Source organism: Streptomyces lomondensis (assembly GCF_014651035.1).
Lineage (GTDB): Bacteria > Actinomycetota > Actinomycetes > Streptomycetales > Streptomycetaceae > Streptomyces > Streptomyces lomondensis.
In genome coordinates this window covers 151,508-163,982 of the sequence record NZ_BMWC01000012.1, presented here as the reverse complement: position 1 = coordinate 163,982, position 12,475 = coordinate 151,508, and the positions used below count along the sequence as shown (strand labels likewise).

Genomic DNA, 12,475 nt, shown 5'->3' with positions numbered 1-12,475 from the left:
AGCCCATCGCGTACCTCAGGGCGTGGCTAAAAAGCAGTATCGAAACGGGGGAAGCGACTGATGACTCAGCCGCCCAGTCAGCCACCGCACGGTGGTTTCGGAGCACCGCAGAACCAGCCGCCGCAGGGCGGTGGTCACGGGGCGCCGCAGACCCCGCCACCGCCCCAGGGCCCGCCCCAGACGCCGCCGCCCCCGCAGGGACCGCCGCAGCCGGGATACGGCTACCCCCAGCAGCCCCAGCAGCAGCCCGGGCCGTACGGGCAGCCCGGACCGTACAACTCCGGCCCCTACGGCCACCCACAGCAGCCGGGTCCGTACGGCCAGCCGCAGCAGCCCGGCCCGTACGGCCCGCCCGGCTACGGCTACCCGCCGCAGCCCCAGTACCCCGGCGCGCCCGGCACCCCGCCCCAGGGCGGCTCGCGCAACCCCTTCAAGGGCAAGCCGGCCATCATCATCGGCGCGGCCGTCGCCGCGCTGCTCGTCGTCGGCGCCACCGTGTGGGCGGTCACCGGCGGCGACTCCGGCGAGGGCCAGAAGAAGCCGGTCGCCCAGCAGAGCGACGACGCCAAGCCGGACGCCTCCGCACCGGTCAACCCCGGTGACGGCAGCGGCGACGGCGGCGAGGACCCGGAGGACCTCAACGAGGGCCGCCAGGCCGGCGAGGCCAAGGTCCTCTGGTACAAGGAGGCACCCGACGCGCCCGGTTCGGGTGCCGACGCCCCCGGCATGTGGATCACCGGCAAGACCGCGGTGAAGGCGGCGTACAAGCAGCTCTTCGCCTACAACGTCGGTGACGGCAAGCCGGCCTGGGACCCGATCACCTTCCCGCAGAAGATCTGCGCGACCACCCCGCAGCAGACGTCCGACGACAAGATCGTCGTCGCGTACATGAGCGGCAGCAGCAACCGCGCCAAGTGCAACCAGCTCCAGGAGATCGACCTCGACACGGGCGAGAAGGGCTGGAAGCAGGAGGTCGCCGACGGCGCGCTGTTCGACTCCACGCTCTCCGTCGAACTGTCCATCACCGGCAAGACGCTGATGGTGGGCCGCTCCCAGTCCGGCACGGCGTACGACGTGACCAGCGGCGACAAGCTCTTCGACAAGAAGCGCTACGGCAACGCCTGCTTCCCGGCCGCGTTCGCCGGCGGCGAGAAGCTGATCGCCGTCTCCTCCTGCGGTGCCGGCACCGACAAGGAGCACGACGAGGTGCAGGAACTCGACCCGCGCACCGGCAAGGTGAAGTGGACCCAGCCGTTCGACAAGGGCTGGCGGGTCGCGCGCGCCTACTCGGTGAGCCCGCTGGTCATCTACAGCACCAACGAGGACAAGAAGGCCTGGAACATCTCCACCTTCACCTCCAACGGCAAGTTCCGCTCGCAGGTCGGCTTCGACGAGGACTTCGCCCCCGAGTGCGGCTGGGCCATCCTCGAGCGCGACCTCCAGGGCTGCCAGGGCGTCGCCGTCGACGACACCACGCTCTACCTGCCGACCGAGGCGACCACCGGCGCCAACGAGATCGTCGCGGTCAACCTCGCGAACGGCAAGGAGAAGTGGCGCGTGAAGTCCCCGTCCGACGAGTCGATGCTGCCGATGAAGGCCGAGGGCGGAAAGCTCATCGCCTACGTGCAGCCGTCGTACGACGCGGGCGGCCAGATCGTGTCCATCCCGACCGGCGGCAGCAGCCACGAGCCGGCCAAGCTGCTGCAGAACCCGCAGGGTGCCGCGGACATCGAGGACAGCTTCTTCTCCAAGGACATCGACTGGGTCGACGGGCGCTTCTACATCTCGACCACCCGGCTGAGCGGAAACGACGACACGAAGGAGAAGTTGATGCTCGCCTACGGCAAGTGACTCTTCCCCCTTCGGTTTCCCCTTCGTCCTCGTCGCCCGTCCCCTTTCCCGAGGTGCTCACGTCATGACCCAGCCGCCGCCTCCGCCGCCCCAGCAGCCCCCGCAGGGAGGCGGCTTCGGGCCGCCCCCCGAACAGCCCCCGCAGCAGCCCGGGTACGGCTATCCGCAGGGCGCACCTCAGCAGCCCCAGCCTCCGCAGCCGCCGCAGGCTCCGCCCGGTTACGGCTATCCCGGTCAGCAGCCGGGGCCGTACGGGCAGCCGCAGCAGGCGCCGTACGGGCAGCCGGGCTACGGCCAGCCGGGGTACGGGCAGCAGCCCGGTTACGGCTATCCGCAGCAGACCATGCCGCTCCAGCCGCAGGCCGGACAGCCGGGCGGCGGGGGCAGGTTCAACGCGCAGCTGGCCATCATCGTCGGCGCGGTCGTGGCGATCGCGCTGATCATCGGCGGCGGTGTCTGGTACGCCAACTCCGGCACGGACGACGGCAAGAAGGACGACACGGCCGGCGCCGGCGGCGGCACCGGCGGCTCGGGCGACAACAAGGGCGGCACCACCTCCGGCAAGGAGAAGGCACCGGCCGACCCCAGCGCGCGCGTCCTCTTCCAGGTCCCGGCGCCCGAGGTGAAGAACGACAGCACGGTCGTCGTCTCCGGCTCGTGGCTCACCGACAAGGCGTACGTCAAGAGCGGCATCGCCGAGATCGTCGGCTACGACCGCGACAAGGGCGGCGAGCTGTGGAAGATCCCGCTGGACGGCCCGGTCTGCCAGGCCAGCCGCCACGTCACCGACGACAACAAGACGGCGATCCTCTACCAGCCCGCGATGCCGACCAAGGCCGACCCGTCGCACGGGTGCAGCCAGATCGCGGTGATCGACCTCGACGCGGGCAAGGAACTCTGGACCAAGACGGTCAAGACCGGTGACCAGCTGATCAACTTCGATAACGTCACGATCAGCGGGAAGACCGTCGCCGTCGGCAGCACCAGCGGCGGCGCCGCCTTCGACGTCTCCGGCAAGGTCCTGTGGAGCCCGAAGCCGACCGACTCCTGCTACGACGCCGGGTACGGCGGCGGCGAGAAGCTGGTCGCGGTGCGCAAGTGCGGCACGTACGACCAGCGGCAGCTGCACATCCAGACCATCGACCCGAAGTCCGGGAAGGTGATCTCGGAGTACAAGATGGCCGAGGGCATCGAGTACGCGAGCATCGTGTCGACCAACCCGCTGGTCGTGGCCGCCGACGTGGGCGACTCCGCGGGCGACGGCAGCGGCATCTCGGACTTCTTCTCCATCGACAACAAGACCGGCAAGCTGCGCACGCGCATCTCCGCGCCGGGCGAGCAGTTCGCGGCCCGCTGCGAGGGCATCACCCGCATCGAGTACTGCAACCTGCTGGCCGTCGGCAACGACCGGCTGTACCTGCCGACCGAGGAGCACGACGGCACCGGCGAGTACAGCCGGACCAACGAGATCGTCGCCTTCGACCTCGCCACCGGCAAGCAGACCGGGCAGCGCGCCGACGCCGGGGACGGCTACACGATTTCGCCGCTGCGGATGGACGGCGGCAACCTGATCGCGTACAAGCGGCCGCCGTACGACAAGGGCGGGCAGGTCGTGAGCATCGACGGGGGCAGCTTCAAGGAGACGAAGCTGCTGGAGAACCCGGCGTCGGAGCAGGTGCGGGACGTGGAGACCAGCATGTCGCCGGAGTACTCCGAGTTCCTGTACGGCGACGGGCAGTTGTACATGTCCAAGGTGTACGCGAGCAAGCGGTCCGCCGGGAGTGACAAGGAGTACCTCGCGGTCGGCTTCGGCACGAGCTGATCGGTTGCCGACCGGTTCTTGATCGACTGGTGGCTGATGCGGCCCCGTCCCTGTTCAGGGACGGGGCCGTTCGCGTATGGCCCAGTCAACCTCGAATGAGAGGAATTTCGGCGATCCGGGGCGATTCTCGCCGGTAGGGGGAGCGCAACGTCGAACAAGCGTGTAGCTTCCGGGGGCATGAAGGCGGGGGAGCCGGGGGGCTTCCATGGGGGGAACCGGGGTGACTGGGGGGTTGCTCGATGGGAGTGCGGCTCATGGTGGTCGACGACCACCGACTGCTGGCGGAGGCACTGGCCTCGGCGTTGAAGCTGCGGGGTCACCGGGTGCTGGCCGCGGCGGCGCCGGCCGCGGGGGCGGCGGAGCTGGTGATCACGCGGGCGCCGGAGGTGTGCCTGCTGGGGACGGCCACGCCGGCGGAGCCGGGGATCTTCGATCCCGTGGTGCGGATCAAGCGGGAGCGGCCGCAGGTGGCGGTGCTGGTGCTGGGGCCGGTGCCGAGCCCGCGGGGCATCGCGGCGGCGTTCGCGGCGGGGGCGTCCGGGTACGTCCGGCATGACGAGCGCATAGAGGGTGTCGAGCGGGCCATCATGAAGGCCCGGGCGGGGGAGGCGGCGGTGGCGCCGCAGCTGCTGCAGGGGGCGTTCGGCGAGTTGCTGAACCCCGCGGCCCAACCGGACGACGAGGGGCAGCGGTTGCTGTCCATGCTCACGCCCCGGGAGGTGGAGGTCCTGGTCCGCGTCGCGGACGGCGAGGACACGCGCCTCATCGCGGCGGGCATGGGCATCGCACCGTCCACGGCCCGCACGCACGTCCAACGGGTCCTGATGAAACTGGGCGTCGGCTCCCGCCTGGAGGCCGCGGCCCTGGCGGCCCGGACGGGGTTGCTGGACCGGGCGGGGCCGGTGTCGCGAGAGCCGGATGCTTGATCGCCGGGTGCCGGGTGCCGGGTGCCTGCGGCGGCCTGTGGCTGCTTCGGTGGGGGTGCGCGTAGCGCCTGACGCCGGGTGGGGGTCGGGGCCGCGCCGGGGGGTGTCCGTCCTCGGAACGGCGCGATGGGGTCCCATACCGACTGACTGGCGTTGACGCGCCAACCGCTGCGGGCGGACACCCCCCGACACGTCCCCTTGCGCCGTCCGGCGGGTGCGGGCGCGTCGTGGCTGCCCTAGCTGCGGGCAGTCGTGCCGCTGGGGCGGCACGGGTGGGCGCAGCGGCACCTCGTCGCGCCGAGCTGCGCACCCACCCGGCCTCGGCACCGACGCCGAGCACCGGTCAACGCCGGGCTACTCCACCCGCTCGTCGTCCCCCGGCGGCGGCGGAGCCACCGGCCGCAGCTTCAGCCAGACCAGGAAGAACAACCCGAGCGCGAGCATCCCCAACCCGGTCCACAGGTTGATGTTCACACCCTCCGCCTTGTCGATGTCGGCATCGGACGCCGTCAACCCCGCGATCGTGACGATGACGCCGTAGATCACGAACAGCCCGCCGATGATGCGCCGGATGTCGAACAGCCGGGCAGCCGTCGCCGACTTGCCCTGCAGCTCGGTGACTTCCCGCTGTACGTCCTTCTCGGAGTAGAACTCGGACATGTTCTGTCAGCCTCCCTGGGTCAGAACGAGAACGGGATGTAGCAGGCCGCGGCCAGCACGACCGCGCCCCAGCCCAGCAGCGCCGGCTTCCGGTACCACGCCTCGTCGCCCGGCGCCGGCGGCTCCGCCATACCGGGCGAGGTCGTGCCGTAGACCAGTCCCTGCAGCTCCTCCACCGGCTTGGGCGCGGTGAAGAGCGACACGGCCACCATGACGACCGCGCCCGCGACGAACCCCGCGATCGCCGAGACGAAGTTGGCGCCCTGGTCGGAGGGGATGTCGATGATGCCCTGCTTGTAGATCCAGAAGTAGTTCACCATCGCCGCCGTCGTCCCCGCGATCAGGCCCCAGAAGCCCGACTTCATGGACGCCCGCTTCCAGAACATGCCGATGATGAAGACGACGAACATCGGCACGTTGAAGAAGGAGAACAGCGTCTGGAGGTAGCTCATGATGTTGGAGAAGGACGATGCCAGGAACGCCGTGCCGATGGAGGCCAGGACGCCGATCGCCGTGATGAGGCGGCCGAAGCGCACGTAGTACTCGTCCTCGCGTCCCCGCACGACGTACTTCGCCCAGATGTCCGTCGTGAACACCGTGTTGAACGACGACACGTTGGCCGCCATGCCCGCCATGAACGCCGCCAGCAGACCCGTCACGGCGATGCCCAGCACGCCGTTGGGCAGCAGCTGTTCCATCAGGTAGGGGATCGCGTCGTTGTACTGGAGGTCGGAGCCCGCGGTGCCGATCTTCGGGACGAGCACGGCGGCGACCAGGCCTGGGATCATCACCAGGAACACGATGAAGATCTTCGGGAACGCGGCGATCAGCGGCGTGCGCTGGGCCGCCGAGAGGTTCTTCGCCGACAGGGCACGCTGCACCTCGGCGAAGTTGGTCGTCCAGTAGCCGAAGGACAGCACGAAGCCGAGGCCCAGGACGATCGTCAGCCAGTTCGCGCCCAGCGGGTTGTCGCTGCCGATGCCCGTGCCGCCCCAGGACGTCATGAAGTCGGCTCCGCGGCTCTCGGTGAGGGAGTCGGACAGGCCGTCCCAGCCGCCGACCGACTTCAGGCCGAGCACGGTGATGGGGATGAGCGCGGCGAGGATGACGAAGAACTGGAGCACCTCGTTGTAGATCGCCGAGGACAGGCCGCCGAGGGTGATGTAGGCCAGGACGAAGAAGCCGGCGACCACGATCGCCACCCACTGCGGCCAGCCCAGCAGCGCCTCGACGACGATGGCCAGGGCGTAGAGGTTGACGCCGGCGATGAGGATGGCGGCGCAGGCGAAGAGGCCCGAGCTGAGCAGGTGCGCCGCCTTGTCGAAGCGGAGCAGGAGGAACTCGGGGACGGAGCGCACCTTGGAGCCGTAGTAGAAGGGCATCATCACCAGGCCGAGGAAGACCATCGCCGGGATGGCGCCGATCCAGTACCAGTGGGTGGTGTAGACGCCGTACTGTGCGCTGTTGGCGGCCATGCCGAGGATCTCGGTCGCGCCCAGGTTCGCCGCGATGAACGCGAGACCGGTGACCCAGGCGGGCAGGGAGCGGCCGGAGAGGAAGAAGTCGAGGCTGGTCTTCACCGAGCGCCGGGCGGCGAAGCCGATGCCGAGGACGACGACGAAGTAGATGCCGAGGATCGTGTAGTCGAGCCAGTTGGTGGGGAGTCGCAGCTCGGCTGCCAGGTTTGTGGGGGGATGCATGAGCCCTCGCTTCGTTGCGCGAACCGATACCCCGCGGAATCTACGCCTCTGCGTTCAGTAATTGAACACGTCTGTTGATGCTCTTTGTTTGATTGTGATGTTGACGATTGAGGGGAGTGGTGTTTTGATATGTTCGGTTATGTTTGAAGGATGAGGAGTCCGGCGTGAAGAAGACCTCGACCCGGCTGGCCGACGGTCGCGAGCTCATCTACTACGACCTGCGTGACGACAGCGTGCGCGGCGCGACCGACCGCCGCCCCCTGGACCGCACCGTCACCACGTCCGAGATCCGCCGCGACCCCCTGCTCGGCGACTCCGTCGCCATCGCCTCACACCGCCAGGGCCGCACCTACCATCCGCCGGCCGACGAGTGCCCCCTGTGCCCCTCCGGGGGCGACCGGCTGAGCGAGATCCCGGACTCCTCGTACGACGTCGTCGTGTTCGAGAACCGCTTCCCGTCGCTGGCCGGCGACTCGGGCCGCTGCGAGGTCGTCTGCTTCACCTCCGACCACAACGCGTCCTTCGCGAGCCTCACCGAGGAGCAGGCGGGGCTGGTGCTGGAGGCATGGACGGACCGTACGTCGGAGCTGTCGCATCTCCCCTCCGTCGAGCAGGTGTTCTGCTTCGAGAACCGGGGCGCCGAGATCGGCGTGACGCTCCAGCACCCGCACGGGCAGATCTACGCCTACCCCTTCACCACCCCGCGCACCGCGCTGATGCTCCGCTCCGTCGCGACCCACAAGGAGATGACGGGCGGGGAGAACCTCTTCGACGCCGTCCTGGAGCGTGAACTCGCCGACGAGCGGGTCGTCCTGGAGGGTGAGCACTGGGTGGCCTTCGTGCCGTTCGCGGCGCACTGGCCGTACGAGGTCCACCTGTACCCGAAGCGCCGCGTGCCCGACCTGCTCGGTCTGGACGAGGAGGCGCGCACAGAGTTCCCCAAGATTTATCTGGAACTGTTGAGGCGCTTCGACCGGATCTTCGGTGAGAACGAGCCTCCGACGCCGTACATCGCGGCCTGGCACCAGGCCCCGTTCGGCGCGCTGGAGGAGTTCGACGGGGTCGTGCGGGAGGACTTCGCGCTTCACCTCGAGCTCTTCACCATCCGCCGCACTTCCGGCAAGCTCAAGTTCCTCGCGGGTTCCGAGTCCGGTATGAACGTGTTCATCAACGACGTGCCGCCGGAGCGCGCGGCCGAGCGACTGCGAGAGGTAGCGAGTTCATGAGCGGGAAGTACCTGGTGACGGGTGGCGCGGGATACGTCGGCAGCGTGGTCGCCCAGCACCTGCTGGAGGCCGGTCACGAGGTCGTCGTCCTCGACAACCTCTCCACGGGCTTCCGAGAGGGCGTCCCGGCGGGTGCCTCCTTCATCGAGGGCGACATCCGGGACGCGGCCAAGTGGCTCGACTCCTCCTTCGACGGCGTGCTCCACTTCGCCGCGTTCTCGCAGGTCGGCGAGTCGGTCGTGAAGCCGGAGAAGTACTGGGACAACAACGTCGGCGGCACCATGGCCCTGCTGGCCGCGATGCGCGAGGCGGGCGTCCGCAAGCTCGTCTTCTCCTCGACGGCCGCCACGTACGGCGAACCGGAGCAGGTCCCGATCGTCGAGTCGGCGCCCACCTCCCCGACCAACCCGTACGGCGCCTCGAAGCTCGCCGTCGACCACATGATCACCGGCGAGGCGGCGGCCCACGGCCTCGGCGCGGTCTCGCTGCGCTACTTCAACGTGGCCGGCGCGTACGGCGCGTACGGCGAGCGCCACGACCCCGAGTCCCACCTGATCCCGCTGGTCCTCCAGGTCGCTCAGGGCCGCCGGGACGCGATCTCCGTCTTCGGCGACGACTACCCGACCCCGGACGGCACCTGTGTGCGCGACTACATCCACGTCGCGGACCTGGCCGAAGCCCACCTGCTGGCCCTGGAGGCCGCCGCCTCCGGCGAACACCTGATCTGCAACCTCGGCAACGGCAACGGCTTCTCCGTCCGCGAGGTCATCGAGACGGTGCGCCGGGTGACGGGCCACCCGATCCCCGAGGTCGTGGCCCCGCGCAGGGGCGGCGACCCGGCGGTCCTGGTGGCGTCGGCCGCCACGGCCCGCGAGAAGCTGGGCTGGAACCCGTCCCGCGCGGATCTCGCGGGAATCGTCGCCGACGCGTGGGACTTCGCGCAGCGGCGCGGCAACTAGTACGGACGGAAGGGTCAGGGGTCAGGGCATGAGCGAGGCTGTTGCCGAGAAGGTCGCCGAGCGGTTCACGGAGCTGTACGGAGCCGAGCCGCACGGCGTGTGGGCGGCGCCGGGCCGCGTCAACCTCATCGGCGAGCACACGGACTACAACGACGGCTTCGTCATGCCGTTCGCCCTCCCGCACACGGCGGTCGCGGCGGTGTCCCGCCGCGAGGACGGCGTCCTGCGTCTGCACTCGGCGGACGTCGAGGGCGGAGTCACCGAACTCCACCTCGACGACCTGTCGCCCGAGTCGGACAAGAACTGGACGGCGTACCCGGCGGGCGTGGTGTGGGCGCTGCGCGAGGCCGGCCACGCGGTGACGGGCGCGGACATCCACCTGGCGTCCACGGTCCCGTCGGGCGCGGGCCTGTCGTCGTCGGCGGCCCTGGAGGTCGTGATCGCGCTCGCGCTGAACGACCTCTTCTCCCTGGGCCTCAGGGGCTGGCAACTGGCCCGCCTGTGCCAGCGCGCGGAGAACGTCTACGTCGGCGCCCCGGTCGGCATCATGGACCAGACGGCGTCGGCGTGCTGCGAGGCCGGCCACGCGCTGTTCCTCGACACCCGCGACCTCTCCCAGAAGCAGATCCCCTTCGACCTGGCCGCGGAGGGCATGCGCCTGCTGGTCGTCGACACGCAGGTCAAGCATTCCCACAGCGAGGGCGAGTACGGCAAGCGCCGCGCGGGCTGCGAGAAGGGCGCGGCCCTGCTGGGCGTCGACGCCCTGCGGGACGTCCCCTACGCGGACCTGGACGCGGCCCTGGCCCGCCTGGGCGACGAGGAGGAGGTCCGCCGCCTGGTCCGCCACATCGTCACGGAGAACGAGCGCGTGGAGCGGGTGGTGTCGCTGCTGGAGTCGGGCGAGACCCGGGCGATCGGCCCGGTCCTGGTCGAGGGCCACGCGTCCCTGCGCGACGACTTCCGCATCTCCTGCCCCGAACTGGACCTGACCGTCGACACGGCCCTCGCCGCCGGCGCCCTGGGCGCCCGCATGACCGGCGGCGGCTTCGGCGGCTCGGCGATCGTCCTCGCCGAGGAGACGGACGTGGACGCCATCACCAAGGCGATCACGGAGGCTTTCTCGGCGGCGGACTTCACGGCTCCGCGGGTCTTCGAGGCGGTGCCGTCGGCGGGGGCACGCCGGGTGCGCTGAGGAAACGGCGCCCTCGCTCCAAGGGAGGGAGGGCGCGCCTCAGCCCAGCCTCTTCGTCAGCGTGTACTCCGTGATCCCCGGCGGATAGTCCGGCACCGCGCACACCACCTCGTACCCCTGCTTCTCGTAGAAGCGAGGCGCCTGGAAGTCCCAGGTCTCCAGGCGGGCCGCGCGGCAGCCGCGCCGGGCGGTCGCGAGGTGTTCGGCCTCCGAGAGCAGCCGGGCTCCCAGGCCGCGGCCCCGGTGGCGTTCGTCCACCCACAGGTACGTCACGTGCAGCCAGGTCGCCCAGGTGTAACCGACCAGGCCGCCGGCGAGGCCGTCGTCCGTGTCGTTCACAGCCCACACATGCAAGGGCACGTCCCTTTCGTCCGGCGTTCCCCGCAGGGCGCGCAGGATCGGAGAGGCGGCTGTGTTCGCCTCCCGCAGGCGGGTGCGGAGCAGATCACGTCGGGCCTTGTCGACTTCTGTCTCAAGACGGAACATGCGGCACACCATAAACGCGTCGGACAGTCAGTTCTGCAAATAACCTTCCGCTCCGGGCCCCCGCCCGTACCCTGATGAACAGCACCGGTGGGGGCCGGTGCCGATCAGGGGGCGAGACAGCCGGGTACGACGCCCGGGGTGGGGGTAGCGGTTTCTGCATGGCGGCGGCCGTGCGGCTGCGGCGACCCGGCCAGGCTGCGGCGAGGACGGACGGACAGACGCGGCAGCTCTGGGCACTTCGGCGTCGTACCCGCGCGGTGCCGTCTTCCGACGATGGGGTATCCCCTGCTCTCAGGAGCCTGGGGAAGGGGGTTACGTGGTTCGCATCCGAGTCCTGGTCGTCGACGACCATCGCATCTTCGCCGAGTCACTCGCCGCGGCCCTGGCCGCCGAGCCGGACGTCGAGGTCTCCGCGGCCGGCAGCGGCCCGGCCGCGCTGCGCAGCCTGGAGCGGGCGGTCGCCGAGGGGCGGCGCTTCGACGTGCTGCTCGTCGACGCCGATCTGGGCGGCAAGGTGCCGGGCGCCCGCCCGGCCGTACCCGTGCAGGAGGGCAACGAGGACGGGCTCGTCGACGGGATCTCCCTCGTCACGGGGGTGCGGTCCGCGCAGCCGAACGTACGGATCGTCGTGCTCGCCGAGAAGGACGACCCGCGGCGGGCCGCGCTCGCCCTCCAGGCCGGGGCCTCCGGGTGGGTCGCCAAGGACTGCTCGCTGTCCCGGCTGCTCACCGTCATCCGGGGCGTGCTGCGGGACGAGACCCATCTGCCGCCCGCCCTGCTGACCGGCGTGCTGCGGGAGCTCACGGCCGCCCGCAAGCACCGCACGGAGAGCGAGCGGCTCGTGGAGTCGCTCACGCCGCGTGAGCGGGAAGTGCTGCGGTGCATGGTGGCGGGCCTGGGGCGCAAGGCGGTGGCCGAGCGCCTCTATCTGTCGCCGCACACCGTGCGGACGCACATGCAGAACGTGCTGGGCAAGCTGGGAGTGCATTCCACGCTCGCCGCCGTCGCCCTGGCCCGGCGGGCCGGTGTCGGACCGGTCGACCTAGCCGGGGATGTTGTCGAACGGGGCGGTCAGCTGGCGTAGCAGCGCCGCCAGTTCGCTGCGCTGGGCGCGGGAGAGCTCCGCGAGGATCGCGCGCTCCTGGTCCAGCAGACCCGCCAGGGCCTGGTCGGCGCGGTCCCTGCCCTCGTCCGTCAGCCGGACCAGGACGCCTCGGCGGTCGCTGGGGTCGGGGAGGCGTTCCACCAGGCCCTTCTTGGCCAGGCGGTCGATGCGGTTCGTCATCGTGCCCGAGGTCACCAGGGTCTGGGTGAGGAGCTGTCCCGGCGAGAGCTGGTACGGCGTGCCCGCACGGCGCAGGGCCGTCAGGACGTCGAACTCCCACGGCTCCAGGCCGTGCTCCGAGAAGGCCAGGCGGCGTGCCCGGTCCAGATGCCGGGCCAGTCTGCTCACACGGCTGAGCACCTCGAGCGGTTCCACGTCGAGGTCCGGGCGCTCCCGGCGCCATGCTGCGACCAGCCGATCGACCTCGTCCTCCATGGTGATCAGTGTAGTGGTTGTGTCGACGTGAAGTCTCTTGACGTCCATTATCTTGACATCGAGATATCTGTGGGATGACGCTGGGTGTGCGTTCCGTACGGCCATCAGCAGCA

Annotated in this window: 11 protein-coding genes; 7 read left to right on the top strand and 4 right to left on the bottom strand. The window is 70.2% G+C overall.

Annotated elements, in window-relative coordinates; translation table 11 throughout:
• The first annotated feature begins 60 nt into the window (after positions 1–60).
• From IE255_RS32220 to IE255_RS32210, 3 genes are all read left to right on the top strand, one after another.
• The gene (locus IE255_RS32220) at positions 61–1,851 is read left to right on the top strand and encodes an outer membrane protein assembly factor BamB family protein (protein WP_190053928.1); all 1,791 of its coding nucleotides are present in this window, start codon (positions 61–63) and stop codon (positions 1,849–1,851) included.
• A gap of 64 nt (positions 1,852–1,915) precedes the next feature.
• Entirely contained in the window at positions 1,916–3,673 is a 1,758-nt protein-coding gene (locus IE255_RS32215; RefSeq protein ID WP_190053927.1) for an outer membrane protein assembly factor BamB family protein, read from the top strand.
• A gap of 239 nt (positions 3,674–3,912) precedes the next feature.
• Positions 3,913–4,599, top strand: coding sequence for a helix-turn-helix transcriptional regulator (locus tag IE255_RS32210; protein ID WP_190053926.1), 687 nt, complete (start codon positions 3,913–3,915; stop codon positions 4,597–4,599).
• A 354-nt stretch (positions 4,600–4,953) separates the two neighbouring features.
• Here the strand turns inward: IE255_RS32210 and IE255_RS32205 are convergent, their stop codons facing one another.
• Complete coding sequence (locus tag IE255_RS32205) at positions 4,954–5,259, bottom strand: hypothetical protein (RefSeq protein ID WP_190053925.1); 306 nt, start codon at positions 5,257–5,259, stop codon at positions 4,954–4,956.
• Positions 5,260–5,279: 20 nt separating this feature from the next.
• The gene (locus IE255_RS32200) at positions 5,280–6,959 is read right to left on the bottom strand and encodes a sodium:solute symporter family protein (RefSeq protein WP_190053924.1); all 1,680 of its coding nucleotides are present in this window, start codon (positions 6,957–6,959) and stop codon (positions 5,280–5,282) included.
• 164 nt (positions 6,960–7,123) lie between these two features.
• On the opposite strand from IE255_RS32200, the gene galT reads away from it, so the two are divergent.
• From galT to galK, 3 genes are read left to right on the top strand one after another with little or no spacing between them, the layout of a single operon-like run.
• Positions 7,124–8,185 (top strand): galactose-1-phosphate uridylyltransferase, encoded by a 1,062-nt coding sequence (gene galT, locus IE255_RS32195; protein ID WP_190053923.1) that lies wholly within the window; start codon positions 7,124–7,126, stop codon positions 8,183–8,185.
• On the top strand, positions 8,182–9,144 hold the full coding sequence (galE, locus tag IE255_RS32190; RefSeq protein WP_190053922.1) for a UDP-glucose 4-epimerase GalE: 963 nt from the start codon (positions 8,182–8,184) through the stop codon (positions 9,142–9,144). Before galT ends, galE begins: the two co-directional genes overlap by 4 nt.
• A 28-nt stretch (positions 9,145–9,172) precedes the next feature.
• Positions 9,173–10,336: a galactokinase gene (galK, locus tag IE255_RS32185; protein WP_190053921.1), complete on the top strand. Its 1,164-nt coding sequence runs from the start codon at positions 9,173–9,175 to the stop codon at positions 10,334–10,336.
• 39 nt (positions 10,337–10,375) lie between these two features.
• Here the strand turns inward: galK and IE255_RS32180 are convergent, their stop codons facing one another.
• Positions 10,376–10,834 carry a GNAT family N-acetyltransferase gene (locus IE255_RS32180; protein WP_190053920.1) on the bottom strand — a complete coding sequence of 153 codons (459 nt, stop codon included), beginning with the start codon at positions 10,832–10,834 and terminating at the stop codon, positions 10,376–10,378.
• A gap of 304 nt (positions 10,835–11,138) precedes the next feature.
• Here IE255_RS32180 and IE255_RS32175 point away from each other — a divergent pair, with 304 nt between their 5' ends.
• Positions 11,139–11,906, top strand: coding sequence for a LuxR C-terminal-related transcriptional regulator (locus IE255_RS32175; RefSeq protein ID WP_190053919.1), 768 nt, complete (start codon positions 11,139–11,141; stop codon positions 11,904–11,906).
• Here IE255_RS32175 and tamR read toward each other — a convergent pair.
• On the bottom strand, positions 11,865–12,362 hold the full coding sequence (tamR, locus tag IE255_RS32170) for a MarR family transcriptional regulator TamR (protein ID WP_114257445.1): 498 nt from the start codon (positions 12,360–12,362) through the stop codon (positions 11,865–11,867). The two genes, IE255_RS32175 and tamR, sit on opposite strands and share 42 nt — an antisense overlap.
• Between the last annotated feature and the right edge of the window lie 113 nt (positions 12,363–12,475).

Coding starts and splice junctions, on each gene's coding strand:
- galE (WP_190053922.1), top strand. CDS start 8,182: ATGAGCGGGAAGTACCTGGTGACGGGTGGCGCGGGATACGTCGGCAGC.
- IE255_RS32205 (WP_190053925.1), bottom strand. CDS start 5,259: ATGTCCGAGTTCTACTCCGAGAAGGACGTACAGCGGGAAGTCACCGAG.
- galK (WP_190053921.1), top strand. CDS start 9,173: ATGAGCGAGGCTGTTGCCGAGAAGGTCGCCGAGCGGTTCACGGAGCTG.
- IE255_RS32200 (WP_190053924.1), bottom strand. CDS start 6,959: ATGCATCCCCCCACAAACCTGGCAGCCGAGCTGCGACTCCCCACCAAC.
- tamR (WP_114257445.1), bottom strand. CDS start 12,362: ATGGAGGACGAGGTCGATCGGCTGGTCGCAGCATGGCGCCGGGAGCGC.
- IE255_RS32215 (WP_190053927.1), top strand. CDS start 1,916: ATGACCCAGCCGCCGCCTCCGCCGCCCCAGCAGCCCCCGCAGGGAGGC.
- IE255_RS32180 (WP_190053920.1), bottom strand. CDS start 10,834: ATGGTGTGCCGCATGTTCCGTCTTGAGACAGAAGTCGACAAGGCCCGA.
- IE255_RS32210 (WP_190053926.1), top strand. CDS start 3,913: ATGGGAGTGCGGCTCATGGTGGTCGACGACCACCGACTGCTGGCGGAG.
- IE255_RS32220 (WP_190053928.1), top strand. CDS start 61: ATGACTCAGCCGCCCAGTCAGCCACCGCACGGTGGTTTCGGAGCACCG.